The 26,067-nt window shown below is 72.9% G+C and carries 23 protein-coding genes and 1 pseudogene; 17 read left to right on the top strand and 7 right to left on the bottom strand.

Going from position 1 to position 26,067, the window contains the following annotated elements:
• Positions 1–20: 20 nt before the first annotated feature.
• On the bottom strand, positions 21–2,894 hold the full coding sequence (locus ACIBI9_RS37210; protein WP_397229252.1) for an AfsR/SARP family transcriptional regulator: 2,874 nt from the start codon (positions 2,892–2,894) through the stop codon (positions 21–23).
• Between the two features lie 267 nt (positions 2,895–3,161).
• Here ACIBI9_RS37210 and ACIBI9_RS37205 point away from each other — a divergent pair, with 267 nt between their 5' ends.
• The 7 genes from ACIBI9_RS37205 (at position 3,162) to ACIBI9_RS37175 (ending at position 9,852) form a co-directional block, all read left to right on the top strand.
• Positions 3,162–3,644, top strand: a complete 483-nt coding sequence (locus tag ACIBI9_RS37205; RefSeq protein WP_397229486.1) for a DUF1772 domain-containing protein — start codon at positions 3,162–3,164, stop codon at positions 3,642–3,644.
• Positions 3,645–3,740: 96 nt separating this feature from the next.
• Complete coding sequence (locus tag ACIBI9_RS37200; protein ID WP_397229484.1) at positions 3,741–6,047, top strand: GAF domain-containing sensor histidine kinase; 2,307 nt, start codon at positions 3,741–3,743, stop codon at positions 6,045–6,047.
• Positions 6,022–6,663: a response regulator gene (locus ACIBI9_RS37195; RefSeq protein WP_397229250.1), complete on the top strand. Its 642-nt coding sequence runs from the start codon at positions 6,022–6,024 to the stop codon at positions 6,661–6,663. Before ACIBI9_RS37200 ends, ACIBI9_RS37195 begins: the two co-directional genes overlap by 26 nt.
• A gap of 152 nt (positions 6,664–6,815) precedes the next feature.
• Positions 6,816–7,316, top strand: coding sequence for a hypothetical protein (locus tag ACIBI9_RS37190; protein WP_397229248.1), 501 nt, complete (start codon positions 6,816–6,818; stop codon positions 7,314–7,316).
• Positions 7,313–7,765: a hypothetical protein gene (locus ACIBI9_RS37185; RefSeq protein WP_397229246.1), complete on the top strand. Its 453-nt coding sequence runs from the start codon at positions 7,313–7,315 to the stop codon at positions 7,763–7,765. Before ACIBI9_RS37190 ends, ACIBI9_RS37185 begins: the two co-directional genes overlap by 4 nt.
• A gap of 5 nt (positions 7,766–7,770) precedes the next feature.
• Positions 7,771–9,237, top strand: a complete 1,467-nt coding sequence (locus ACIBI9_RS37180) for a multicopper oxidase family protein (RefSeq protein ID WP_397229244.1) — start codon at positions 7,771–7,773, stop codon at positions 9,235–9,237.
• Positions 9,238–9,249: 12 nt separating this feature from the next.
• Positions 9,250–9,852, top strand: coding sequence for a hypothetical protein (locus ACIBI9_RS37175; RefSeq protein WP_397229242.1), 603 nt, complete (start codon positions 9,250–9,252; stop codon positions 9,850–9,852).
• On the opposite strand, the gene ACIBI9_RS37170 is transcribed toward ACIBI9_RS37175, so the two are convergent.
• Positions 9,853–10,695, bottom strand: a complete 843-nt coding sequence (locus ACIBI9_RS37170; protein ID WP_397229240.1) for a MurR/RpiR family transcriptional regulator — start codon at positions 10,693–10,695, stop codon at positions 9,853–9,855.
• Between the two features lie 153 nt (positions 10,696–10,848).
• Here ACIBI9_RS37170 and ACIBI9_RS37165 point away from each other — a divergent pair, with 153 nt between their 5' ends.
• Genes ACIBI9_RS37165 through ACIBI9_RS37140 form a run of 6 tightly spaced genes read left to right on the top strand, consistent with a single transcriptional unit; the run spans position 10,849 to position 17,022 of the window.
• The gene (locus tag ACIBI9_RS37165; RefSeq protein ID WP_397229238.1) at positions 10,849–11,982 is read left to right on the top strand and encodes a C45 family autoproteolytic acyltransferase/hydolase; all 1,134 of its coding nucleotides are present in this window, start codon (positions 10,849–10,851) and stop codon (positions 11,980–11,982) included.
• On the top strand, positions 11,979–13,586 hold the full coding sequence (locus ACIBI9_RS37160; protein WP_397229236.1) for an ABC transporter substrate-binding protein: 1,608 nt from the start codon (positions 11,979–11,981) through the stop codon (positions 13,584–13,586). The genes ACIBI9_RS37165 and ACIBI9_RS37160 overlap by 4 nt, the downstream gene beginning before the upstream one ends.
• Before the next feature lie 4 nt (positions 13,587–13,590).
• Positions 13,591–14,505 (top strand): ABC transporter permease, encoded by a 915-nt coding sequence (locus ACIBI9_RS37155; protein ID WP_397229234.1) that lies wholly within the window; start codon positions 13,591–13,593, stop codon positions 14,503–14,505.
• The gene (locus ACIBI9_RS37150) at positions 14,502–15,344 is read left to right on the top strand and encodes an ABC transporter permease (protein ID WP_397229232.1); all 843 of its coding nucleotides are present in this window, start codon (positions 14,502–14,504) and stop codon (positions 15,342–15,344) included. The genes ACIBI9_RS37155 and ACIBI9_RS37150 overlap by 4 nt, the downstream gene beginning before the upstream one ends.
• Positions 15,344–16,285: an ABC transporter ATP-binding protein gene (locus ACIBI9_RS37145; protein WP_397229230.1), complete on the top strand. Its 942-nt coding sequence runs from the start codon at positions 15,344–15,346 to the stop codon at positions 16,283–16,285. The genes ACIBI9_RS37150 and ACIBI9_RS37145 overlap by 1 nt, the downstream gene beginning before the upstream one ends.
• Positions 16,285–17,022: an ABC transporter ATP-binding protein gene (locus ACIBI9_RS37140; protein WP_397229228.1), complete on the top strand. Its 738-nt coding sequence runs from the start codon at positions 16,285–16,287 to the stop codon at positions 17,020–17,022. The genes ACIBI9_RS37145 and ACIBI9_RS37140 overlap by 1 nt, the downstream gene beginning before the upstream one ends.
• 71 nt (positions 17,023–17,093) lie before the next feature.
• Here ACIBI9_RS37140 and ACIBI9_RS37135 read toward each other — a convergent pair whose 3' ends face one another.
• Positions 17,094–17,990, bottom strand: a complete 897-nt coding sequence (locus ACIBI9_RS37135) for an SDR family oxidoreductase (protein WP_397229226.1) — start codon at positions 17,988–17,990, stop codon at positions 17,094–17,096.
• A gap of 99 nt (positions 17,991–18,089) precedes the next feature.
• On the opposite strand from ACIBI9_RS37135, the gene ACIBI9_RS37130 reads away from it, so the two are divergent.
• From ACIBI9_RS37130 to ACIBI9_RS37120, 3 genes are all read left to right on the top strand, one after another.
• Positions 18,090–18,668 (top strand): helix-turn-helix domain-containing protein, encoded by a 579-nt coding sequence (locus ACIBI9_RS37130; RefSeq protein ID WP_397229224.1) that lies wholly within the window; start codon positions 18,090–18,092, stop codon positions 18,666–18,668.
• Positions 18,669–18,816: 148 nt separating this feature from the next.
• A complete protein-coding gene (locus ACIBI9_RS37125) occupies positions 18,817–19,251 on the top strand; it encodes a MerR family transcriptional regulator (RefSeq protein WP_397229222.1) in 435 nt (144 codons plus the stop codon).
• A complete protein-coding gene (locus tag ACIBI9_RS37120) occupies positions 19,251–20,216 on the top strand; it encodes an NAD-dependent epimerase/dehydratase family protein (RefSeq protein ID WP_397229220.1) in 966 nt (321 codons plus the stop codon). Before ACIBI9_RS37125 ends, ACIBI9_RS37120 begins: the two co-directional genes overlap by 1 nt.
• 84 nt (positions 20,217–20,300) lie before the next feature.
• On the opposite strand, the gene ACIBI9_RS37115 is transcribed toward ACIBI9_RS37120, so the two are convergent.
• The 3 genes and pseudogenes from ACIBI9_RS37115 to ACIBI9_RS37105 all read right to left on the bottom strand — a co-directional run.
• Positions 20,301–21,188 (bottom strand): YceI family protein, encoded by an 888-nt coding sequence (locus tag ACIBI9_RS37115; protein WP_397229218.1) that lies wholly within the window; start codon positions 21,186–21,188, stop codon positions 20,301–20,303.
• 31 nt (positions 21,189–21,219) lie between these two features.
• A complete protein-coding gene (locus ACIBI9_RS37110) occupies positions 21,220–21,828 on the bottom strand; it encodes a collagen binding domain-containing protein (RefSeq protein WP_397229482.1) in 609 nt (202 codons plus the stop codon).
• Positions 21,829–22,056: 228 nt separating this feature from the next.
• Positions 22,057–23,496: pseudogene (locus ACIBI9_RS37105) on the bottom strand (MFS transporter); the annotation flags it as partial.
• 163 nt (positions 23,497–23,659) lie between these two features.
• On the opposite strand from ACIBI9_RS37105, the gene ACIBI9_RS37100 reads away from it, so the two are divergent.
• Positions 23,660–24,310 carry a TetR/AcrR family transcriptional regulator gene (locus tag ACIBI9_RS37100; protein ID WP_397229217.1) on the top strand — a complete coding sequence of 217 codons (651 nt, stop codon included), beginning with the start codon at positions 23,660–23,662 and terminating at the stop codon, positions 24,308–24,310.
• 21 nt (positions 24,311–24,331) lie between these two features.
• Here the strand turns inward: ACIBI9_RS37100 and ACIBI9_RS37095 are convergent, their stop codons facing one another.
• Positions 24,332–25,489, bottom strand: coding sequence for an alkaline phosphatase PhoX (locus ACIBI9_RS37095; protein WP_397229215.1), 1,158 nt, complete (start codon positions 25,487–25,489; stop codon positions 24,332–24,334).
• Between the last annotated feature and the right edge of the window lie 578 nt (positions 25,490–26,067).

The raw sequence follows: 26,067 nt of genomic DNA, 5'->3' as shown, positions 1-26,067 counted from the left end.
CCGTGGGCGCGTCCGCCAGGTCATAGCTGTCGTTGGATGACCTCTGGCGTCTCGGGTGTGGTGCTCGTCTGGATGTGGCGCTTCTCGCCGGCGGAGATGAGGTCGAGGTCGTGCAGGATCGTGGCGGCCTCGTCCCAGCACAGGCGGGCGTCGTACGACTTGCCCAGATCGTGTAGGGCCCTGCCGAGTCCCCACAGGCGTTCGGCGTGCCCGTACGAGCCGCCGTGCCCCGCGCGGCGGTCGATGTCGAGGGCCTGCTCGAAATGGCGGATGGCACGTTCCGCCCGGCCGGACAGGCGGCAGGCCTCGGCGAGGTTGCCCAGCGCGGCCGCGTGGAGCCGGCCGTTGCCGCTGGAGCGGAAGATGGCGATGGCCTTGCCGTGCAGGTGGAAGGCCTCCGGGTAATGTTCCATCCGCTGGTGGGCGAGCCCGAGGTTGGACAGCGTGATCCCCTCGCCGAGCCGGTTGCCCAGACTGCGGTGGACCTTCAGCGCCTGCCGGTGATAGTCGACGCTCTCGGCGTAACGGCCCTCGCGGCACCTGGCGCTGCCCAGATCGTCGAGCAGGGTCGCTTCGTGGCGGGGCACGCCCACCTCTCGATAGGCCCGCAGGGCCTGCTCCAGATGGGGTACGGCGTCGGCCATCCGCTCCCGGGCCGACAGCGCGGTGCCCAGGTTCTGATGGATGATCGCCCGGTACAGCGCGTTGCGCGATCGGATGGCCGCGACGAGCGCGGTCCGGCAGATCTGCAGCTCCTGCCGCCACCGCCCGCGGGTGAACAGCACGTACGACAGCGCCGTGGCCAGCCCGACGGTCAGATCGTCGTCCTCGCCCCCGGCCGCCTGCCGCACCACGGCCACCGCGTTGTACGCCTCGTCGTCGGTCCAGGCCAGCGTCGCCTCACGCGTGTCCAGCAGGAGGCCGCTGCCCGCCGGGATGGCCGGACCGACCTCGGCCCGCCACAGCTGCGGCAGGCTGAGCACGCCCACGGCGCGGCGCGCGGTGGCCAGGTAGAAGTGCAGCATCCGCCGCACCGCCCGGGCCGCGTCGCGGTCCTGCGCCGAGAGTTCGCGGGCGAACAGGCGCAGCAGGTCGTGCATGCGATACCGGCCGGGCGCGTACGTCCGCACCAGCTGCGCGTCCACCAGCAGCTCCAGCAGCCGTTCGGCCTGCTCGGCGGGCACGTCGGCCAGCGCGGCGGCGGTCGGCACGCCGATGTCGTGGCCGTCGAAGAGCCCGAGCAGCCGGAACATGCGCGCGGCGGCCTCGCCGGCCGGCGAGGAGAGCAGATCCTCGTAACTCACCATGAAGCTCGCGCGGATGGTCCGGTCGTCGTCCTCCTCCAGCCCGCCGTCCGGCGACGGTTCGGCGCGCCGCATGCGGGCGGCCATGGCCGCCACCGGCCAGTCAGGGCGGCCGGCCAGCCGGGCGGCCACGATGGACAGCGCCAGCGGCAGGCCGCCGCAGCGCCGTACGATCTCCGCGCTCGCCTCGGGCTCGGCCGTGAGCCGCCGGACGCCGGCGAGCCGGCCGAGCAGCGCGTGCGCGTCTGCCTCGGGCAGCACGTCCAGCTGCAGGTGCCGGACCCCGTCGAGCGAGGTGAGCATCCGGCGGCTGGTCACCAGCACGCCGCACCCCTTGCCGCCGGGCAGCAGCGGACGCACCTGGCCGGCGTCCCGCGCGTTGTCCAGCAGCAGGAGCAGGCGTCTGGTCCCCGTCATCGAACGGAACAGGCTCGCCGCCGCCTCCACGTCGTCGGGCACCGCCGAGGCCGGCACGCCCATCGCGTGCAGGATGCGCCCCAGTGCCTCACGCGGCCCCAGCGGGGGCACGTCGGGAGTGGCGCCCCGCAGATCGACGTACAGCTGCCCGTCGGGGAACCGGCCCGCGACCCGGTGGGCGACGTGGACGGCCAGCGCGGACTTCCCGATGCCGCCCGTCCCGGCGATCGCCGCCACCCCCGCCCGCTCCAACGTCGCCGTCAGTGCCTCCACCTGCGCCGCCCGCCCGGTGAAGGCGCGCACGTCCACCGGCAGCCGGCCGAGGCCCGGGGCCGCGGCCGCCTCGGGCCTCGCCTTCTGCGCGGGGACGTTCACGGGCTCCACCGGTTCCTGCGGCGCGGGGGCGGTCGTGAGCGCAGGGGCGGCGAGGGGCTCCACCGGTTCCTGGCGCAGGACGAGCGCCTGCACCCGCCGCATCTCCGACCCCGGCTCCAGGCCGAACTCGTCCCGGAGCCCCTTGCGTACGGTCTCGTAGACCTCCAGCGCCTCCGCCTGACGGCCGGCCTGGTAGAGGCAGAGCATGAGCCGGGTGCCCAGCCGCTCGCTCAGCGGGAAGCCGGTCAGCGCGGCCCGCAGCTCCCCGATGATCTGCGGGCCCTGCCCGGAACGCCACGCGAGCTCGAACCACTCCTCTTGGGCGTGCGCCCGCTCCGCCAGCACGGACGGCACGTCGTCACGGTGCAGCACGTCCGACGGCACGTCGGAGAGCATCGGCCCGCGCCACAGCCCGAGCGCCTGCCGAAGCAGGACGCCCTTCGCCTCCCCGTCCGCCTCCGCCGCCCCGGCCACCAGCTGCCGGAACCGGAGCAGGTCCACCGACTCCGGGACCGCACGCAGCAGGTAGCCGCCGCCACCGGTCTCGATCGGCCCCGATCTGCCCCGGCCCTCGTTCAGGGCAGATCGGAGCCGGGTCATGTGGGTGTGGACCGCGGCCCGCGGGTCGAGCGGGGCGTCGTCGTGCCACAGCCGTTCGGCCAGGCGGTCCATCGACACGTGCTGATTTGCGTGCAGCAGCAGCGTCGCCAGTGCGATCCGCTGCTTGCCGGCGCCGATCGGGAGCGTCCTCCCGTCGCGCTCCACCTCCAACGCGCCGAGCACCCTGAAAACGATCACATCGACCTCCTTCGCATCCACCAGAGGCATGTGGGGGGAGACGCGACGCCGGCACGCGAACCTTTCTCCGCACGAACGACGGTAGCCACCGGCGATGTCGTCGTTCTTGCACAAACCTTGCGCCGCGCGGACCGGCCCCTTTCGCCGGTGCCGCCGGGTTCGGCGTGGCACGCGCGACAGGCTCACGACAGGCCCGCGAAAGGGGCCGATGGGATCGTGAGGGCCGCACGACATCGCCGAGCCCGCCGGGAGGACTCTGTGGAAGGCATGCGGATCACGGCGCTGATGGCCGCGACGTTGTCGATGGGCCTGGTGGCGGGGGTCTTCGGCCTCTACGCGCACACGATCATGCCGGGCCTCGGGCGGACCGACGACCGCACCTTCGTGGGCGCGTTCCAGTCGATCGACCGGGCGATCATCAATCCGTGGTTCATGGCGGGCGGCTTCTTCGGCGCCCTGCTGTTCACGATCCTCGCCGCGGTGGCCTATCTCGGCCGCCCGGCCCTGCCGTGGATCGTCGCCGCGCTCGTCCTGTACGCGATCACCGTCGTCATCACCCTGGCCGTCAACGTGCCGCTCAACGACGCGATCAAGGCGGCGGGCGATCCCGGCCGCATCGACGTGGCCGCGGTCCGCGAGGCGTTCGGCGAGATGCGGTGGCGGAGCTGGAACCTCGTCCGCGTGGTCGCCTCCACGACCGCGTTCGGCCTGCTGGCCTGGGCTCTCACGTTGTCCGGGAAGTCGGGCTAGCCCCTGACCGGCCGTTGACACGGCTTTCCATCCAAACCGTAGGCGTCCGGGTGATGGTTTTCCCGCCCGGGTGTCGGTCACGATGTGTGCGTGTCCATGTGGCGACTGTGGCCGGCCCCGTCAGGGCGGTCGCGCCGGATTCCGGCGGGAGTGGCGATCGTCCTGGTGGTGCTGGGCGTGGTGGCAACCGCCGCCGGGCTGGACGCGCCGTCGGACGGCAGCGTGGTGCCGCTGGGGTGGCGCGCCGACGGCGTGGTGGTGAACGTCCCAGGCGCCCCCGTGGACGCACCGCGCACCCCCGCAGGCGCAGCGGGCGCGCCTGGCGGGGCGGGGTTGCGGACCGGTGACCTGGTGACCGGCGTGTCCGGGCATCGGCTCGCCGACGGCCTGGGCGTCGTCCCCCGTCCGCGGCCGGGCACGACCCTGGTCTACGACGTGGTCCGCGAGCAGGCGACGACGGTGGCGGTCCGGGTCGGCCGCCCCGATCCGTACCCGCTGCTCATGGCGGGCTGGGGCGACCTGGTCTTCGTCCTCGCGCTGGCCGGGCTGGCCGTCGCGCTGTACCTGCGGCGGCCCGAGGAGCCCGCGACGGCTCCGCTGCTCGTGCTCGCGGCGGGCCTGCTGGGCAGCACGCTGACCGTCACCGCCGGGCTGCCCGTCCTCGCCCTGGCCACCGGCGGCGCCCAGCTGTGGCTGTTCCACCTCAACACGATCGTGGCGTACTCGATCTCCTGGGGAGGGCTGCTGGCCTTCACGATCGCGTTCATCGCGCCCCGCCCGCTGCCGGCCCGCAGCCGCCGGGCCATGGCCGTCGCGTACGCCGCGCCGCCGGCCGCGATGGCGCTCTGGAGCGCGCTCGCCGCGCCGCTGGCGCCCAACGCGCTCGGCCGGCTCGGACTGGTGCACGGCGGCCAGACGGCGGTCGTGGCGGCCGTCCTGGTCACCAGCACGGTGTGGGGCTTCGTCGGCTATCGCCGCAACCCCGATCCGCTGACGCGCGCGAGGATGCGCTGGCTGGTGGCGGGCGGCGCGGTCGCGACGCTGCTGGGCCTGGCCGGCTGGCATCTTCCCGAACTGCTCGCCGCGGCGCGTCCCCTGCCGCCGGGGGCCCTCGGGCTGTCGGGGTTGCCGTTCGTGGCCGGGATCGGGGTGGCGTTGCGCCGCCATCGCCTGTTCGACATCGAGCGGCTGGCGAACCGGTCGCTGGTGTACGCCAGCGTGGTCGCGATCCTGGTCGCCGGGTACGCGGCCGTCGTGGCGCTGCTGGTCAGCGGGCTGGGGTTGTCGCAGCCGGTGGCCTCGGCACTCACCGCGGCCGGTGCGGCGCTCGCGCTGGCGCCGCTGCGCGCGCTGGCGCAGAGTACGGTCAACCGGGTGATGTATGGCGACCGCCGCGACCCGTCCGCGGCGCTGACCCGCCTCGGCACCCGGTTACAGGCGGTGCTGCTGCCCGCCGACGTGCTGCCCGCGATCGTCGAGACCGTGGCCCGGTCGCTGCGCGTCCCGCACGCGGCGATCGACCTGGTGGACGGATCCGGCGCCGGTCACCTGGCCACGCAGTACGGCGTCCCCGTCGGCGAGGTGCACGTCGAGCCGCTGCGCTACCACGGGACGCTCATCGGGCACCTGCGCGTCTCGGCCCGCGGCAGCGACGATCCGCTCGACCCCGTCGACCTCGGCCTGATCGCCTCCCTGGCGCAGCAGGTGGGCACCGCGGTGCAGGCGGTACGGCTGCATGACGACCTGGTCAGGTCCCGCGCCGAGGTCGTGGCCTCGCGCGAGGACGAGCGCCGCCGGTTACGGCGCGACCTGCACGACGGTCTGGGCCCGACCCTGGCCGCGATCCGGATCAAGGCCGGCCTCGCCGCGCGGGACGTACCGCCCGGCTCGGCGGCGCGTCCGCTGCTCGACGAGATCTCCGCGGAGGCCGCCGCGTCGCTGACCGACGTGCGGCGTCTGGTCGAGGCGCTGCGCCCGCCCGCCCTGGACGAGCTCGGCGTCGTCGGCGCGATCCGGGCGCGGGCGGCGGCCCTGTCGGGCGCCATGTCCATCGAGGTCGTCGGCGCCGAGCAGCTTCCGGCGCTGCCGGCCGCGGTCGAGACGGCGGCCTACCGGATCGCCGTCGAGGCGATCACGAACGCGGTCCGCCACAGCGAGGCGACCCACTGCACCGCGACGGTCACGCCGTCGGACGGCGGCGTGGAGGTGACGGTGCGGGACAACGGCCGCGGGCTCGACACCGATCGGACGGCCGGTGTGGGGATCCGCTCGATGCGCGAACGGGCCGCCGAGGTGGGCGGGGTCTGGTCGATGCGCTCCCCGCCCGGCGGCGGCACCCACATCCGCGCCTTTCTGCCGACGAGCCTGGGAGGGGACCATGATCAGGCTGATGCTCGCCGATGACCATCCCGTCTTCGTGTCCGGCCTGCGGGCGCTGCTCGACGCCGAGGCCGGGATGACCGTGCTGGCCGTCGCCGCCACCGGCGCGGACGCCCTGCGCCTGGCCCTCGAGCACCGGCCCGACGTCGCCGTGCTCGATCTGAACATGCCCGGCGGCGACGGGCTCACGGTCGCCGCGCGGATGCGCGCCGCCGGCCTGCCCACCCGTTCGCTGATCCTGACCATGTACGACGACGACGAGAACGTGCTGGCCGCCCTGCGCGCGGGCGCCCACGGGTACGCGCTCAAGGGCGCCGGGCCCGAGGAGATCGTGGCCGCGGTGCGCGCGGTCGCCCGCGGCGAGGCGGTCTTCGGCGCCGGCGTGGCCGCGCGCATCCTGGCGCACTTCGCCCGCGCCGCGGTGGCATCGCCGTTCCCGCAGCTCACCGAGCGCGAGCACGAGGTCCTGGGGCTCGTCGCGCGCGGCCTGGACAACACGGCGATCGCCCAGCGGCTCGGCGTGAGCGGCAAGACCGTACGCAACTACGTCTCTAACGTCCTGACGAAGCTGCACGTCGCCGACCGGTCGGCGGCCATCGTCCGGGCCCGCGAGGCCGGGCTCGGCGGCGAGCCCCGGTAACCCCGGCCGGAAGGTCGCCCGGCCCTGAGGTCGCCCAGCCTTGAGGTCGCCCGGCCCCGCGCTCCCGGCCCAGTCTCCCGGTGCGGCCTCCCGGTCAGGCAGGGACATCTGCCCCGTGACGACGGGACGCGAGCGCGCCGACGCTGACGGTCATGAGGACGCGGGTGGCCGGCGGGCTGTGCCTGATGGCGTCGTCGGCGCTCTGCCTGGCCGGGTGCCTGGCGGGCGAGCCGGCTCTCGGGCTCGTCCGGAGCACCGGGGCGTGGCTGGCCGTCGTGGCCGTCTCGCTGGTCTACCGCGACCTGTCCGCGTGGGGGCCCCGGCACGCCGGCCGCGCGCCGGCCGCCGTGGTCCTGGCCCTGCTGGGTGTGGTCGCCTCGGCGGCGACGGTCGAAGCGGCGCTCCACGTCGCCGGCCCGATCCTGCCGCCCGCGCTGGCCGTCGGTGCGGCCTGCGGGCTCGCGGGCCTGTCGTACGCGGCGGCCCGGGCCGGGCTGGCGCACCCGGTCGCCGGCGGGATCGCGGCGGTGGCCACGCTGCTCGGCGCGCTCACCGCCGACCTCGCCGCCCCCTACCTCCTCGGCGCCGGCCCGCTCGGCGCCGCCCTGCTCGTCAAGGCGCTCCGCTCCCCGTCGAAAGGACAGACACCATGAGAATCGTCTACAAGATCTTGGCGTACGCCGTCGCCGTCGAGGTCGCCGTCCAGGCGGCGGTGATCGTCCTCGCCATCGCGGGGCTCGGCAAGTGGGTCTCGGACGGCAACGTGTTCGAGAAGGCCGTCATGGAGAGCGACGCCCTGCCCTTCCCGGAGGTCATCGGCATCATCGTGCACGGCATCAACGGCGGGATCGTCATTCCCGCCGTCGCCCTCCTCCTCCTGATCGTCTCGTTCTTCGCCCGGATCCCCGGCGGGGTCAAGTTCGCCGCGTTCGTGCTGCTCCTCGTCGCCGTCCAGGCGATGCTCGGCTACTCGGGCCACGACCTGCCGTGGCTGGGCGCGCTGCACGGGCTCAACGCGATGGCGCTGTTCGCCGTCGCGCTGCACGCCGCCCGGCGCGCCCGGCCCGTGGCCGCCGAGGCGCCCGCCTCGGCGGCGGTGTGAGGGTCATGGTCCTCACCCGTCGCGTGCGGCTCGTCGCGGCCTGCGCCGCGACGCTCGCCGTCGTCGCCCCGCTGGCCTGGCTGTGGCAGGCCAGCCGGCTGCCTCAGGCGTACTCCGTCATGGACATGGGGTACGCCGACGGCGGCCGGGAGGCAGGCGGGCCGCACCATCACCAGAGCGGGGCAACCCGCGACATCACCTCGCTGGTCGCCGACCCGGCGCGCAGGCCGGACGTCGAGGTGACGCTGACCGCGCGCAAGCAGCGGCTGCGGCTGGCGTCGGGCCGCGAGGTCGACGGGTACACCTTCAACGGCCGCTCCCCCGGCCCCCAGATCACGGCCGTGGCGGGCCAGCTCGTACAGGTGCGGCTGGTCAACGAGTCGGTACCCGGCGGGGTCACGGCGCACTGGCACGGCGTGGAAGTCCCGGGCGGCGAGGACGGCGTCGCCGGGGTCACCCAGGACGCGGTCCAGATCGGCCGGGACTACGTCTACCGGTTCGTGGTCCGCCGGGCCGGGACGTTCTGGTACCACTCCCACCAGCTGTCGCACGAGCAGGTCGCGGGCGGCCTCTTCGGCGCCCTGGTCGTACGGCCCGCGCACCCGCCGGCCGCGCTCGACGTCGTCGCCCTGGCCCACCTCTACCACGGGATCCGCACCCTCAACGGATCCGAATCCGACGTCACCGTCCCGGCCCGGCCCGGCGCCACGGCCCGGGTCCGCGTGGTCAACACCGACAACGGCCCCACCCCGGTATGGGTCACCGGCGCCGCGTGGCGCCTGGTCGCCGTGGACGGCACCGAGCTGCACGGCCCCACGACGGTCGAGCGCGCCGCCGTCCTCGTGACGGCGGGCGGCCGGGCCGACATCGAGGTGACCATGCCGTCCGGCGGCGGCTCCGTACGGGTGCAGATCGGCGGGCCCCTGTCGGTGGTGCTCGGCCGCCCGTCCGGCGTGCCCGCGAGCGCCCGGCCCGCCGCCACCCTGGACCTGCTGACCTACGGCACTCCCGCGCCCCTCGGCTTCGACGCGGCGCGCCCCGACCGCGCCGTCCGCTACGAGATGGGCCGCCGGCCGGGCTTCCTCGACGGCGTCCCCGGGCTCTACTGGACCGTCAACGGCCACATGTACCCGGACGTGCCGATGTTCACGGTCGCCGACGGCGACGTCGTCCGCATGACGATCGTCAACGACAGCGGCGAGGTCCACCCCATGCACCTGCACGGCCATCGCGCGGTGGTGCTCTCCCGCGACGGCGTGCCCGCCACCGGGAGCCCCTGGTGGGTCGACTCCCTGAACGTCGAGGACGGCGAGTCCTACGACGTCGCCTTCCTCGCCGACAACCCGGGCATCTGGGTCGATCACTGCCACAACCTGCCGCACGCGCGTGAGGGGCTGCTCGTCCACCTCATGTACGAGAACGTCACGACCCCGTTCCTCATCGGCGGCCCGGCGGGCAACTCACGAGAGTGAAGGAGAACCCCGGTGAAGACAGACCTGCTCCGGCTGCGCCGGCAGGCGGTGGCCGGCGGCGTCACGGGCCTGATCGCGAACGCCTTCCTGGTCCTGTTCTACGTCGTCGCGCAGCCCTGGGCCGACGACCCCGGCGACAGCTGGCTCGGCCCGGCAAACGACGTCCTCATCCTGCTCCAGTACCTCGCGCTCGTGCCGGTGGTCCTCGGCCTGGGACGCCTCATGGACGGCGACGCCCGCGTCCGCGTGTGGACCAGGATCGGCCTGGTCGCCGCCGTCCTGGTCGTCGTGCTGCAGGCGTTGCTGCTCACGGGCCTGATGCCGTTCGGGTACCAGGTCGTCCCGGTGAGCCTGAGCGGCGTCGCCGCCATGTGCTGGGCGGGCGCGATCAGCGCCGCGGGGGCGCGTACCGGCGCCCTGCCCGCGGCGGTGACCCGCCTCGGCCGGGCCATCGTGATCGGGCTGCCGGTCGCCGTCGGGGCGTTCGGCATCGGCTTCCTCGTCACGATCGTGTCCGGCGTGTCGTGGGCCTGGGCCGCCGGCGGCATCCCGGGCGCCGTCGTCTGGACGATGTTCCCCGCCTGGACGCTGCTCGTGGGCCTGCGGCTCCGCTAGCTAGCGGAAACGGGGACCGAGCAGCTGCTCGCGCAGAGCGTTGAGCTGGTGGGAATGCTCGACGGAGCGCGACTCGTCGAGCGAGTCGAGCGCCAGCAGCAGCGCGTCGGCCACGAGGATGCCGGCCAGCGGCTCGCCGGTGATGCCGGTGGGGGTGTGCGGCGCGGCCAGCACCGCGTCGACGCGCTCGGCGAACTCGCCGCCGAGCTCGTCGGAGATCAGCACGATGCCCGCGCCCACCGCGTGGGCCCGCTCGATCAGCACGGTGATCTCCTTGAGCCGGCGGCCGGGCTGGAAGATGACGAGCACCTCGTCGTGGGCCAGTGAGAGCAGGTCGTCGGCGAGCGCGAAGCCGGTCGCCGAGGTGGCGCGGGCGCGGTGGCCGCGCCGGCCCAGCTTGAGCGCCAGGTGGCGGGCCGCCGGGTCGGACGCGCCGGCGCCGTAGACGAGCACTCCTGGCGCGTTGACCAGCAGCTCGACGGCCTTCTTGTACGCCTCGGGGTCGAGCAGGCGGCGGCAGTGGTCGATGCGTTCGCGGGCCTCGTCGAAGACCCGTTCCCAGATGGCCGGCAGGTCCTGGCCCACGTGGCCGATGCGCCGCTTGAGCCGGACGTCGGGGGCCACGGACGAGGTGAACTCGGCCGCCAGCGCCCGCTTGAGCCCGGGCAGGCCGCCGAAGCCCAGCCGCTGCATGGTGCGCACCACGGTGGCGTTGCTGGTGCCGGTCGCGCTGCCCAACTCCTGGGCGCTGGCGAAGAGGATCTGCTCGGGCGAGGCCGAGATCAGATAGTGGCACACGGCCCGCTCGGCCGGTGACAGCTCGTCCCACAGCTGCCTGACCATGGCTCTGAGCTGCTCGATTGGGCTGTGTGTATTTTCCATTACGACTCTTGACTCCCGTGTAGCGCTCATTACTCTTTCTTGGAAACGACCGCTACAGACTTGCCGTCCCTTGAAATGAACGTTACAGGACGCCGGCCGGTCCAAGGAGCACCATTGAGCCTCACATCCCTGCCCCTCGTCGAGATCTCCGGCGCCCCGCGCGAGCGTGGCCGCCAGTACGGCGAGCAGGCCCGCGACCGCGTGCACCACGCGCTGGCCTACTACGCCGAGGCGTTCGCGCACTCCAGCGGCCTGTCGTGGGAGCAGGTCGGCGCGCGGGCGGCGCGCTGGGTCGAGCCCAGCAAGGAGTTCGCGCCGGAGCTGGTCGAGGAGATGGAGGGCATCGCCGAGGGCGCCGGCGTCGGCTTCCTCGACATCCTGGCGCTCAACGCCCGCGGCGAGATCATCTACGACACCACGTTCGGCTCCATGGAGCCCGACGGGTGCACGTCGTTCGCGCTGATGCCGGAGGCCTCCGGCGACGGCCACGTCTACGCGGGCCAGAACTGGGACTGGCGCGACGGCGTCTCCGACACGGTGATGGTGCTGAGGGTGGTGCAGCCCGGCCGGCCGACGGTCATCATGCACGTGGAGGCGGGGCAGGTCGGGCGGCAGGGGGCCAACTCGGCGGGCATCGCCCTCAACGCCAACGGGCTCGGCGGGCGCTTCGACGACTCGGTGGGCGTGCCGCAGACGCTGATCAGGCGCAAGGTGCTCGACAGCGGCAACCTCAACTCCGCGCTGGAGGCGCTGACCAAGTCGCGGGCCCACATCGCCAGCAACGCCCTGGTCACCCACCGCGACGGCTTCGCCATCGACCTGGAGACCACGCCCGGCGCGATCGGCTGGATGTACCCGACCGACGGGCTGCTCGTGCACGGCAACCACTACCAGGCGTTCGTGCCGCCGCAGCTGGCCGCGACCTACCGGCCCGGCTCGGCCGACTCGCTGTTCCGGGTGCCCAGGGCCGAGGGCGGGCTGCGTACCGTGGCCGAGGCGTCCGGCACCGACGAGGCCCGCAAGCGCATCAAGCTCGCCATGTCCGACCACCTGGGCTACCCCGAGTCCCTCTGCACCCACCCCGACGAGACCCAGCCCGCCGTCAAACGGTGGGCGACCCTGCTGTCGAGCTGCGTCGACCTCACCACGGGCGACTACTTGATCGCGGCCGGCACGCCCTGCGACCACGAGTACGAGCGCGCGCCCTGGAACCTCTACGACGGACCGCATGGAGAAGTGACCCCGTGAAGAAGACACTCGCCCTGCTCGGGCTCGCCGGTCTCACCGCGGCCTGCGGCGGACCCGCGGCCACCACCAAGGCGCCCGACCCGGCCACGCTCACGCTGGTCGACCGCACGCCGAAGGCGGCAGGCCCGCTCGACGACGCCGTCTGGCTGCTCGGGCAGGAGCCCGGCACCCTCGACCTCGACCTCGACGGCGGCACCGACAACCGCACGGTCATGGCCAACGTCTGCGAGCGCCTCATGCAGACCCAGCCCGACATGACGGTCAAGCCGTGGCTGGCCGAGAAGGCCGAGCGACCCGACCCCAAGACCATGGTCCTCACGCTGCGCCAGGACGCCACCTTCCACGACGGCTCGCCGGTCACCGCCGACGACGTCGTGTGGAGCCTCAAGCGGCACTCGGGTGAGGGCAAGGACGAGTCCGACGAGTTCGAGGACGTGCAGTCCGTCACCAAGACCGGCGACCACGAGGTCACGATCGCGTTCAAGCGGCCCAACGCGCTGTTCGTGCAGGCCCTCGCGGGCGGCGCGGGCATCGTCCTGAACAAGAAGATCGTGGACGAGCTCGGCAAGGACTTCGGCACACCCGGGCACGAAGACGCCTGCAGCGGACCCTACCGGCTCAAGGAGTGGAAGTCCGGCAGCCGGCTGACGATCGAGCGCTATGACGCGTACTGGAACAAGGACGTCAAACCGCTCACCAAGACCGTCACCTTCCAGTGGGCCGACGACACGGCGCTGGTCAACAGCCTGGTCACGGGGGCGGCGCAGGGGGCGTACCTGTCGGACACCGGGCCCGCGGTGGCACTGCAGAGCAACCAGGCGGTGAGCGTGGCCTACGGCGCGACCACGCGCGTGTTCGTGCTGCTGCCAACCGACCGCGGCGTGATGAAGGACGCGCGGATCCGGCGAGCGCTGTCGCTGGCGGTCGACCGGGCGGGCATCGCCAAGTCCGGGTTCGCGGGGCTGGCCAGGCCGTGGAAGGTGCCGGTCGGGGCGGGGGCGTGGTCCTACGAGAAGGAGGCGTTCCAGGCGGCCTACGACCAGCTGCAGGGCGCGCCGGAATCGCCGCGGCTCGAGGAGGCCAAGAAGCTCGTGCAGGAGGCCGGGTCGCCGAAGGAGCCGATCATCGTGGCGACCAACGGCGAGCAGGCCCGTACGGTGATCGCCAACGCGGTGGTCGACGCGGCGAAGAAGATCGGGCTGACCGCGCAGATCAAGACGGTCCCGGCCTCGGAGTTCGGCAGCTTCTACACCGACGAGTCGCTGCGCGCGCAGGTGGACCTGGTGCCCGACGACTGGTACATCACCAAGTCCGACCCGATCGGCTTCTACGACAACGGCCTGACCGGCTCGGCGAACAACTGGGTCAAGTTCAGCTCGCCCGACTACGACGAGCTCGTCGCCAAGGCGCTGAGCGCCACCGACGACGCGGCCCGCGCCAAGGACGTCATCGAGCTGCAGCGCCGCTTCACCGCCGACATGGTGTGGATCTCGCTGGTCGAGGTGCCCAACGCGGTCGTGCTCGGCAGCAAGGTGACCGGCCCCCCGGCCTCGCAGGTGAACATGGGCTACCCGTGGGCGGCCGACCTCGGGGCCAAGGGCTGAGCCCGTGGTGCGCAAGCTGGCCGGGCTGCTCGTCACGCTGCTCGCCACCTCGTTCGTGATCTTCGGGGCGTCCTACGCGGCGCCCGGCGACCCGGTCACGTTCCTGGCGGGCGGCAAGGAGAACCTCACGCCCGAATACCTGGCCGCCGTCCGGGCCGAATACCACCTGGACGACCCGTTCCCGGTGCAGTACGCACGATGGCTCGGCGACGCGGTGACCGGCGACCTCGGGCGTTCGACCCAGTACAACGACCAGGTCTTCGACCTGCTGATGGCGCGGCTGCCGAGCACGCTCGGGCTGGTGGCGTACGCCGCTGTGCTGTTCGTGGTGTTCGGCGTCGCGCTCGGGGTGCTGGCCGCGGTGCGCGGCGGGCGCACCGACTCGGCGGTGGTGGCGGGCACGACGTTCGCCACCTCGGTGCCGCCCTTCGTGGTGGCCACGGCGCTGATCTCGCTGTTCGGCGTGCAGCTCGGCTGGTTCCCGGTCATGGGCGGCGGGTCGCTGTGGCACCTGACGCTGCCGGCCGTGACGCTGGCACTCGGCGCGCTGGCCATCATCAGCCGGGTGACCCGGCAGTCCATGGTGGAGCAGCGCGAGCTCGACCACGTGACCGTGGCCCGCGCGTCCGGGCTGTCCGAACGGCTGATCGTGGTCAGACACGTGCTCAGGGGCGCGCTGGGGCCGATCGTGACCATGTGCGGACTGGTCACGGCGGGCATGCTGGCGGGCACGGTGACCGTGGAGACCGCGTTCGGGCTCAACGGCGTCGGCTCGCTGCTGGTCAACGCGATCAACACGCACGACTTCCCGGTGACGCAGGCGGTGATGTTGCTCATGGTGAGCGCGTACATCCTCGTGACCACGCTTGTCGATCTCGCCCAGCCGCTGATCGACCCCAGGGTGCGGAGGCGCGCATGACCACGATGGTCGCCACTCTCTCGCCGAGGGCCGCCCGGCCGCTCGGCTACCGGCTGGCCGGCGCCTTCCTGGTGCTGGTCGTGGTGGCGGCGGTGGTCGCGCCGCTGGTGGCCCCGTACGAGCCGGACGCGGTCGACTTCGCCGCCACGCTCGCGCCGATGTCGCCCGAGCACCTGCTCGGCGCCGACCAGTCGGGCCGCGACCTGTTCACCAGGGTCCTGTACGGCGCCCGCACCTCCCTGATCGGCCCCCTGACGCTGCTGGCCATCGCCTCCGTGCTCGGCGTCGCGCTCGGCACGCTGGCGGCCTGGCACCGCGGCTGGGTGGACGCCGTCGTGTCCAGGCTGACCGACGTCATGTACGCCTTCCCCGGGCTGCTGTTCGTGGTGCTGGTCGTCGCGGTGTCCGGCAACGGGATGACCACGGCGGTGGTCGCGCTCGGGCTGGCGTACACGCCGACGATCGCCCGCTACACCAGGAGCGTGGCGCTGGGCGAGTGCGGCAAGCCGTACATCGACGCCTACCGGGTCCAGGGCATGGGCGGGTTCGCGATCTGCGTGCGGCACCTGGTGCCCAACATGGCGCGCTCGATCGTGGGCTACCTGGTCGTGCTGTTCGGCGAGGGGCTGATGAGCCTGGCCACGCTGAGCTTCCTCGGGTTCGGGGCACAGCCGCCGTCGTCCGACTGGGGGCTCATGGTCAAGGAGGGGCAACCGGCGATCGTGCAGGGCGCGTTCCTGCCGGTGCTGGTGCCGGGCGCGGCCATCGCGCTGGTGGTCGTGTCGTTCAACGTGATCGGCGTACGCCTGGCCGACCGCATGGGCGTGAGGGGGACCTGATGCTGCTCTCCGTGGAAGAGCTGACGATCACGGCGGGCGGCCGGCGGCCGATCCTGCGCGAGGTGTCGCTGGCCGTCGGCAGGGGCGAGATCGTGGGCCTGGTCGGCGAGTCGGGGTCGGGCAAGTCCACTCTGGCCCGGGCGGTGTTGCGGCTGCTGCCCGCCGGGGCGGCGGCCTCCGGCAGGGTGCTGGTCTCGGGCGAGGACGTGCTCGCGATGGACCCGGGCGCGCTCAGGCACCTGCGGGCCTCGCAAGTGTCGATGATCTACCAGGACCCGCGCTCCTCGCTCAACCCGGTCCGCCGGGTCGGCGACTTCCTGACCGAGCGCATGGTGCACACGCTGGGCCGCCCCAAGGCCGAGGCCCGTGCCCGGGCGGTGGAGCTGCTGGCCGCCGTCGGCCTGCGCGATCCCGAGCTGCGCATGCGGCAATACCCGCACGAGTTGTCCGGCGGCATTCTGCAACGGGTGGTCGTCGCCGCCGCGCTGGCCGCCGACCCGGCGCTGCTGCTGGCCGACGAGGCGACGAGCGCGCTCGACGTCACCACCCAGGCCGAGACGCTCGCCCTGCTGCGCGAGGTCCAGGCGGAGCGGGAGCTCGGCATGTTGTTCATCACCCACGACCTGCACCTCGCGGCGTCCTTCTGCGACCGGGTGCACGTGCTGTACGCGGGCACGGTGGTCGAGTCGCGACCGGCCAAGGAGCTGTTCGAGGACCCCCGGCACCCCTACACGGCCGGGTTGCTGGCCTGCACGCCGGAGCTGGACGATCCCCGTCCCCTCCGGCCCATCCCCGGGCGCCCGCCCTCGCTGGACGACACGTTCGCCGGCTGCCCGTTCGCGCCGCGGTGCCCGCGGGCCTCGGACGCCTGCGAGGAGTGGTCGCCGCGGCCCGTGCCCGTGTCCGGCGGCTCCGCCGCCTGCCGTCTGGTGGAGGCGTGATGCTCGGCGTACACGATCTGTGCAAGTCCTTCCACGGCTCGGTGGCCGCCGACAAGGTGTCCTTCGAGCTGCCGCCGGGCGGCTCGCTGGGCCTGGTCGGGGAGTCCGGGTCGGGGAAGACGACGATCGCGCGCATGCTCGTCGGCCTCGTCACCCCCGACTCCGGCACGATCACCGTGGACGGGCGGGCGCGCTCGGCCAAGGAGCGCGGCCGGGCGGCGCGGCTCCGGCGGGCCCGCGAGATCCAGATGGTCTTCCAGGACCCCTACCTGTCGCTCGACCCGCGGCTCACCGCCGCCGAATGCCTGCAGGTGGCCCTCAGGCTGCACGGCGGGGACCGCTCGCGCGTCGCCGAGCTGCTCGACCAGGTCGGGCTGGGCACGCGCGAGGCCGGGGCCCGGCCGCACCAGCTCAGCGGCGGGCAGCGGCAGCGCCTGGCCATCGCCAGGGCGCTGGCCGTGGAACCGTCGGTCCTCGTGCTCGACGAGGCCGTGGCCGCACTGGACGTCTCCATCCAGGCGCAGATTCTCGAACTGCTCAACCGGGTGCGCGCCGAATCCGGCGTCGCGCTGCTGTTCGTCAGCCACGACCTGGCCGTCGTTCGCCACCTGTGCGAGGACACGCTGGTGCTGCACAGAGGGGTGGTCGTCGAGCGGGGGCCCGTCGCGAGGGTGCTGGCCGAGCCTGAGCATCCCTACACCAGGCTGCTGCTCGACTCGGTGCCCAGGGCACGTTAGGCCGTCCGGCCATCCCGGAGTACCCCGGGAGACCGTCACGCCCGCCGCTGCCGCCCGTGATCACGGTCGGTTCAGGGCTGGTCGTAGTGGCCCGCGGCGATGTCCTCCAGGAGGGTGGGGCCGGTGGGCCGCCAGCCGAGCAGGTCGCGCGTGATCGTGCTCGTGGCGGGGAAGTCGGCCGCCAGGAACCCGCCGATGAACGGGATCTCGTCGGCGATCTGCTCCGCCGGGGCGGACTTCGCCGGCACGCCGAGGCGGTCGGCGAGCGCTTCGGCGATCCGCCGGACGGGCACGCCCTCTTCGGCGGCGACGTGCAGGATCGTGCCGGCGGGGGCGTTCTCGAGCCCGAGCCGGACCAGGCGCGCGGCGTCGGAGCGGTGGACGGCGGGCCAGCGGTTGCGCCCCTCGCCGGGGTAGACGGAGGCTCCGCGCCGTCGGGCGGCTTGGGCGATGACGGAGATGAAGCCGTGGTCGCCTTCGCCGTGGACGGTCGGGGCGAAGCGTGCGGAAATCACCCGTACGCCACGGTCGGCGTAGGTGAGGGCGAGGTTCTCGGCGCCGCCGCGCGGTGAGTCCGGGCCGACCGCGGGATTGGGATCCCGCTCTGTCGACGGACGTCCGAGACCGGGCAGAGCGAGGCCGGCCGCGAGCACGAAGGGCCGATCGGACCCGGCGAGCGTGTCGCTGACGGTCTGGACCGCGGCCCGCTCGGCGCGGTTGGAGATCTCGGGGTGGGCCCAGTCGTGCTTGTTCGCGAGGTGGACGACGCCGTCGGCCGCGTTCGCGCCCTGGCGGATCCGGTCGAGGTCGTCGAGGTCGCCGAGGTGGACGTCCGCCCCGAGGTCCTTGATGACGGATGCCGATGCCTCGGAACGGGCCAGGCCGGTCACCTCGTGACCGGCGGCGATGAGCTCGGCGACGACGGCGCGACCGATGAATCCGGATGCTCCGGTGACGAAAACGTGCATGGTGGGCTCGCTTCCCATTCTGATGTCAGGGACTGACATCAGCAGCATAGCCGTGATGTCAGGCTCTGTCATCACCTCGATTCCGGCTACGATCCGGACATGGCACGTTGGGCACCTGGAGCGTCGGATCGTCTGCAGCGGGCGGCGATGGAGCTGTTCGCCGAGGACGGCTTCGAGGCGACGACCGTGGCCGGGATCGCCGGGCGGGCCGGGGTGACCGAGCGGACGTTCTTCCGGCATTTCGCGGACAAGCGCGAGGTGCTGTTCGCCGGCGGGGAGCAGCTCGAAGCCGCCTTCGTGGGCGCGATCGCCGCCGCCCCGGCGGACGCGTCCGTGGCCGGCCTGCTCGCCGCGGCGCTCGACGGCGGGGGCCGGGCCCTGCAGGACGTACGGGGCCGGGATTTCTCCCGCATGCGGAACGGGATCATCACGTCGAACGAGCAGTTGCGGGAGCGCGAGCTGCTCAAGCTGGCCAAGCTCTCCCACGCCGTGGCCTCCGCGCTCGTCGCCCGCGGCGTCGCCCAGGTGACCGCTTCCCTGGCCGGTGAGCTGAGCGTTCTGGTGTTCAAAACGGCCTTCGCCCGGTGGATCGCGCCCGATGAGACCCGCGATCTGCTCGAACTGCAACGCGAAGGTCTCGCCGCCATCAGCGACCTGACCCGCGCCGAGACCGTGTGACCCGACGTTGACCCTGTCGCTCTCCGCTCGGTGCGCCGGACCGGGCGGCACGCCGAGGCCGCAGCGTCCGTCCGCTGGGACGGGATGCCGATGCCCTGGTAGACCCCGCGTTTGACCTCAAGCGCTTGAGGTGTGTTTCGCTGGCCGCATGTCAGTTTTGACCATCCATGAGGTGTCCCGGCGCAGCGGGCTGAGCGAGCCGACCCTGCGCTACTACGAGGAGGTCGGGCTGGTCGGCCCGATCGACCGTGACGAGAACAGCGGGCACAGGCGTTACCGCGACGAGGATCTTCACGTGATCGAGGCGCTGGCCTGCCTTCGCGCGGTCGGCGTGGGCATCGAGGACATGCGCACCTACCTGGCCAACCGCACCCGCGGGCGGGTGGCGGCGGCCGAACAGCGCGATCTGCTGCTGCGTCACGCGGAGCGCATCGAGGCCGAGATCGTCGCCCAGCATGCCCGGCTGGCCTATCTGCGGGAGAAAGCGGCGCTGTGGGACGCCCGCGACCGCGGCGACACGGCCGCGGAGTCCGAGGCGATGCGGCGTTCCATCGATGCGGCCGGTCGCTTGGGGGTGCTGTGATGAGCCGGGTCCTGGTCACCGGCGGGGCCGGCTACGTGGGGACGCACCTGATCGCCGCACTGCTGCGAGCCGGGAGACCGGTACGCGCCACGGTGCGCTCGACGGCTCAGGAAACCGAGCTGCGCGCGGCGGTGCGCCGCGGCGACGCCGACGACGCCGCTCTGGAGATCGTCGCCGCCGACCTGATGGCCGACGACGGCTGGCCCGCCGCGGTGGCCGGGTGCGAGGAGGTTCATCACGTCGCCTCGCCCATCCCGGTCGCCCAGCCCGACAACCCCGACGAGCTGATCGTCCCCGCCCGGGAGGGTACGTTGCGGGTGCTGCGTGCCGCGCGCGACGCGGGTGCCCGGCGCGTCGTGCTCACCTCGTCCTTCGCCGCGGTCGGATACACGCCCAAGCCGGGCGGCGAGTTCACCGAAGACGATTGGACCGATCCCGACACGCCGGGCCTGGAGCCATACCCGCGTTCCAAGGCGATCGCCGAGCGGGCCGCATGGGATCTGATGGAACGCGACGGCGGCGACACCGAACTCGTCGTGGTCAACCCGACGGCCATCCTCGGGCCCACCCTCACGACCGACCTGCGTTCCTCGACGCAGCTGATCAAGGCGATGCTCGACGGGACGATGAGCCTCGCGCCCCGCCGGCGCTTCGGCGTCGTCGACGTGCGCGATGTGGCCGACCTGCACCTTCGCGCCATGGCGGAGCCCAAAGCCGCGGGCAGGCGCTTCCTGGCCGTCGCCGACGGCCCGACGCTGAGCTTCCTGGAGGTGGCCCGGATTCTGCGCCGACGACTCGGCCCGGCGGGCGCACGCGTACCCACGCAGGAGGTGCGGGGGGAGGACCCGCCACGGCCGATCATCCACAACGACCGGGCCCGCAGCGAGCTCGGCTGGCGTCCGCGGCCCGCCGAGACGACGATTGTGCAGATGGCGCAGAGCCTGCACGACCTCGGCCTGGTGTAGGCGGCGGCTGGCGCCGAAGTTGACGCGCTTCGGGGTGTCCCTGCGCTGCCGTCCGAAGAAAGGTCGCGGCACTCAGAACAGGCCCTAAGGCGCGGACGCCCCCTGTACGGCCTGGATGTCCAGCTCCACCTTCAGCGTCGAGCCGATGAGGTTGACTCCGGCCCGCACGACCTGGTTGTACGTCATCGCGAAGTCCTCGCGGCGCAACTCCGTCCCGGCCCGGAACGCCGCCCGCAGGCCGCCCCACGGGTCGGGGCCGGTGCCGAGGTAGGCCAGGTCGAGGTCGACGGGCCGCTTCACCCCGGCGAGCGTCAGCGTCCCGTGCACGATCCACCGGTCGGGGCCCGCGGGCGTGAGCCCGGTGCTGCGGTAGGAGATCATCCGGTACGCGTCGGCGTGCAGGAAGTCGGCCGAGCGGAGATGGTCGTCCCGGGTGCCGTTCCCCGTGTCGATCGACGCGGCCACGATGTCGGCGGCCACCGATGAGGTCTCGGGGTCCGGGCCGACCTCGATCCGCCCGGCGAACTGGGTGAACCGGCCCCGTACGGTGCTGAGCCCCAGATGCTGGGCCGTCGCCGCGATCGTGCAGTGGGCCGGGTCGAGCGTCCAGATCCCGGGCGGGGGAAGGTCGACTCCGCCCTGCCGGGCCAGCACCACCGTGCCCAGTTCGGCGGCGCCGGATCCGGTCGCGATGGCCGTCATCGCGGCCGGCGTGTATCCGGCCGCGGTGGCGACGGCCGTGTAGACGCCGGGCGCCAGCGGACCGGTCGACACGACGCCGTCGTCGTCGGCCTCGGCCCGTGCGACCTGCTGCCCGGTCATGTCGGTCACCGTGACGATCGCATGCCGCACGGCCCACCCGTCCTTGGTGCGGATCAGGGCGTGCAGGCCCCGGCGTCCGGCCGGGGCGCTCGGCTGCGCGGGCCGGCTCGCCGTGGTGCTCCGCTCGGCCTGCTCTTGGCTGGTGTACATGGTGCTCCTGCTCTCCCTGCTCGTCCCTTTGTCAGTCGGCGTGGACCAGCCACAGGTCGCGGTCGTCGTCGCGGCCGTTGATGCTCACGGTGTCGGCCACGGGCGGGTATCCGGTGGCGATGAGCGTGTACTGGCCGCCGGTCAGGTCGGCGAAGGCGTACGCGCCGTCCTCGCCGGTCGTCGTGGCGCCGACCACGTTCCCGGCCGCGTCCAGCAGCGTCACCCGCGCGTCGTTCAGCGGGCCGCCGTCGCGCACCCGTACGGTGCCACGGATCCGGGCGCCGGGCCGCAGCTCGACGTCCTGCCTGGTCTGGCCGGCGCCGGCGAACTCGACCGGGACGGCGGCCGGGCGGAAGGAGTCCGCGCTGACCGCGAGCGTGTAGCCGCCCGAGCTCACGCCGGACAGGCTGTAGGAGCCCTCCGCGTCGGTCGTGCCCGTGGTGACGACCTCGCCGCGGACGTCGGTCAGCACGACGACCGCCCCGGGCACCGGCTTGCCCTCCAGGTCGCGCACCACCCCGCTCAGCTTGTTCGAGCCGGTGAGGATCAGGTTGAAGTCGACCGGCTGGTCGCCCACGACGAGGGTGGCCACCTGCGGGTCACGTTCGGCGGCCGACGCGATCAGGACGTAGGTGCCCATGCCGGGCGTCCAGATGGCGTACCCGCCGTCGGCCAGGGTCACGGCCCGGGAGAGCTGGTGTCCACGCGCGTCGATCAGCGTCAGCGTGGCGTGACCGACCGCGCGGCCGTCGTCGCCACTGACGATGCCGCGGATCTCGACGCCGCCGTCCGGCGCGTCCGCCCGGAAGCCCCTCACCGGCTCGTCCACAGGCTCATGCGCGGAAGGCGCCGGGGCGGCCGCGTGCGCCGTAGTGGCCGCGTGCGCCGTAGTGGCGGCGGCGCTGCGGCGCGGGAGGAAGGCGGCCAGGACGAAGGCGAGCAGGGCGGCGCCGGCGCCGATGCCCATGACGACGCGGAAACCGTCCTCGGAGGGGAGGGCGACGGGGCCGAACGTGGTGGTCAGCTGTGACAGGACGACGCCCGCCACGGCGCTGGAGACGGAGGTGCCGACGGCGCGCATGAGGGTGTTGAGGCTGTTGGCGGCGGCCGTCTCGGACACCGGCACGGCCCCCATGACGAGGGCGGGCATGGAGGCGTAGGCGAATCCGATGCCGGCCCCGATGATGCAGGAGACCAGGACGAGGTGCCAGATCTCGGACATCAGCCCGATGTTGAGCGCGTAACCGGCGGCCACGATGACGGCGCCGATCATCAGGGTCACCTTGGGCCCCTTGGCCGCGGACAGCCGGGCCGACAGCGGCGCCAGCACCATCATCACCAGGCCGGACGGCGCCATCACCAGGCCCACGGCCAGCATCGACTGGCCCAGTCCGTAGCCGGTGGCCTCCGGCAGCTGCAGCAACTGCGGCAGCACCAGGGACATGGCGAACATCGAGAAGCCCATCATGGTGGAGGCGAGGTTGGTGAACAGCACCTGACGCCGGGCGGTGGTGCGCAGGTCCACCATCGGCTCCCGGGTGCTCAGCTCCCACCAGCCCCACAGCAGCAGCACCACGACCGCCGCGGCGAACAGGCCGATCGTGAGCGGGTCGTCCCAGCCCCAGCCGGCGCCCTTGGAGATCGCCAGGAGCAGGCACACCAGCGCGGCCGACAGCCCGGCGGCGCCGACGAGGTCGAAGCGCCCGCCGCTGCGCACCGCGGACTCGGGCACGAGGGTCAGCACCAGGACCAGGGCCGCGGCGCCGAGACCGGCCGCGGTCCAGAACAGCGCGTGCCAGTCGGCGTTCTCGGCGATGAGGGCGGCGGCGGGCAGGCCCAGGGCGCCGCCCACGCCGAGCGAGGCGCTCATGAGCGCGGTCGCGGAGCCGAGCCGTTCGGCGGGCAGTTCGTCGCGCATGATGCTGATGCCGAGCGGGATCACGCCGGAGGCCAGGCCCTGCAGGGCCCGCCCGACGATCATGGGCGTCAGGGAGTCGCTGAGGGCGCACACGACCGACCCGGCGACCAGCAGGATCAGGCTGAACAGGAGCATCCGCCGCTTGCCGTACATGTCGCCCAGCCGTCCCACCACCGGCGTGGCGACCGCGCTGGCGAGCAGCGTGGCGGTGACCGCCCAGGTGGCGTCGGAAGCCGGGGCTCCCAGGAGCTTGGGCAGCTCGGGGACCAGCGGGATCACCAGGGTCTGCATCAACGACACCACGATCCCGGCGAAGGCGAGCACCACCACGAAGGTGCTCGACCGCGGGGGATCGGCCGCGTGGGCGCGGCGGGCGGGGATGTTGGCCATGCGAGGTCTCCGTTGCGGGGTTGGGGGAAGCAAACGACGAGGTATTAGTAAATCAGTCGCTTGACTTAAGGCTAACAGCGTCGATTTACTGAGCACAACCGACGGTCCAGGCCCCGAAGGAGGCCATCGTGAGCAGGCGTGACGTTCCGGTACGGTGGTGCCGATGACCGGCAAGACCGTACGCGCCGAGCGCGCCGGAGTGACCCGCGAGCGGATCCTCGCGGCGGCGGAGCAGCTGTTCGCCGAGCACGGCGTGCTCGCCGTCTCCAACCGCCAGGTCAGCGAGGCCGCCGGGCAGGGCAACAACGCCGCCGTCGGCTACCACTTCGGCACCAAGACCCACCTCGTACGCGCGATCGCCCGCAAACACGCCGAGCCGATCGAGCAGATCCGCGAGCGGATGGTGGCCGAGCTCGGCGACTCCGCCGACGTTCGCGACTGGGTCGCCTGCATGGTGCGCCCGGTCACCGAGCATCTGGCGGACCTCGGCTCCCCCACCTGGTACGCCCGCTTCGTCGCCCAGGTGGTGACCGACCCCGCGCTCCGCGCGATCATGGGTGACGAGACCCGCTCCTCCCCCTCGCTGCGGCAGACCGTCGAGGGATTCAACCGGTGCCTGCCCGAACTGCCCGCCGAGGTGCGGGCCGAGCGCGGCGACATGGCCCGGCAGCTGATCGTGCTCACGTGCGCCGACCGTGAGCGCGCGCTCGCCGAAGGCGCCCCCACACCCCGTGCCACCTGGCACGACGCCGCGACCGGGCTGATCGACGCGCTCGTGGGGATGTGGCTGGCGCCCGTCACGCACGAGCCGTGACGGGCGCGCTGCCGTGTCGGATCAGGTCCGGAACGGGCCGGTCACGCAGTAGGTGATGCCGCCGGACGACGACCCCGAGGTGCCGCGCTGGGAGGAGAAGTACAGCCGGTTGCCCGCGGGGTTGAAGGCCGGGCCGGTGATCTCCGACGAGCTCTGGCCGTTGATCCGCAGGAACGGGGAGATCTTGTCATCGGGAGTGATCAGGCAGATCTCCATGTTGCCGCCGTCCTCGGCCACGTAGAGGTCGCCGTAAGTGGAGCCGGTGACGTTGTCGACGCCGGTGAGCGGCGGGGTGCCGGGGCTGACGAGGCTGTCGTCGTAGGCGAGTTCGTAGGTGTTGTTGCTCAGGTTGACCTGCCACACCCGGTTGTCGCCCTTCGTGGTGAACCAGACCGTGTCGTCGGCGTAGTGGCAGCCCTCGCCGCCGTTGAACGACTTGGAGCCCGACACCTGGCTGCGCGTCGCCGTCGGCGAGCCGTCCGGGTCCGGGACGTTCGCCCAGGTGAACGAGCCCGACGTGGCGGATCCCGCCACCAGCACCTGAAGGGTGCCGGAGGACAGGTCGCCCCACGTCGTGGGGACGAACCGGTAGAAACGCCCGTTGGTCTCGTCCTCGGTGAGGTAGATCACCTGCCGTACGGGGTCGGCGGCGGCCGCCTCGTGCTTGAAGCGGCCCATCGCGGGGCGCTGCACGGCGGTGCCGCCGAACGGGTAGGTCTCGTAGACGAAGCCCAGGCTGACCTCCTCGCACGACAGCCACGTGTTCCAGGGGGTCTTCCCGCCCGCGCAGTTCTGCCGGGTGCCGGACAGGATCCGGTTGGCCGAGGTGACGGCCCCGCCGGCGTCGAAACGGATGGCCGAGGCGCCGCCGCCGGGGTTGATCTCGGAGTTGGAGACGTAGATCCAGCCGCTGCCGTCGGCGAAGCAGGCGCCTCCGTCAGGGGCGTTGTGCCAGGTGTAGGACGTGCCCGGGACGGACTGGCCGGAGCGGGCGACCACCTGGCTGGTGAAGCCGGCCGGCAGCTGGATGCCGTTGGCGTCGGCGGCCTGCAACGGGCCGTAGGGGCCGGGGGCGTTCTGGGCCGGTGCGGCCAGGGCGGCGCCCTGCCACAGGCTGCCGGAGAAGGCGACGGTGCTCGCACCGAGCACCGTCGCGCGCAGGAAATTACGGCGTTCCATCGACGAAACCTCCTTGAGGGGGTGCGGCCTCGCCGACAGTATGTCGATAAAGCCGACATTCGCCCGTCAGAGAAGTTAACGGGAATAGTGCGCTGGATCACATTCCTGTGCCCGGCATGGCGTCGGAACCGCCGATGGTCCGAACTTCCGTCGCCCTCGACCCCCGGGCCTCCTGAGCACGGAAACGCTTTCACACCGCATGAAATTTTCAGCGGGCATTCCCCGGCCCAGCAGGCCCGCCTCCCGGCTCCCACCATGCGAGTACACGCGAGACGAGGCGCCGCGGCGCGTCTGGGACAACTACTCTCCCCCGGACTTCGGCTATGTGACCGCGTACCACCTGACCTCCGAGGACTTCGCCGGCCCGCACGCCGCCGCCACCCGCTACGAGTTCTGGGGGCAGCGCATCCAGGGGCCCGGCGAGCGCCGCTACTCCGGCGCCGCCGCCCTCAGCTGGGCCGACTCCAACCAGCACGGCCGCCAGTACGTCATGGCCTCCTCCCACGTCCGCCGCGTGCGGCTGCTCGTCAACGGCACCCAGGTGGGCGACGACACCTCCGCGACCCAGGACTCGCACC

The sequence above is a fragment of the Nonomuraea sp. NPDC050451 genome (genome assembly GCF_044458585.1).
Note: the sequence above shows the minus strand (reverse complement) of the source record. Positions and strands in the feature narration are given on the sequence as shown.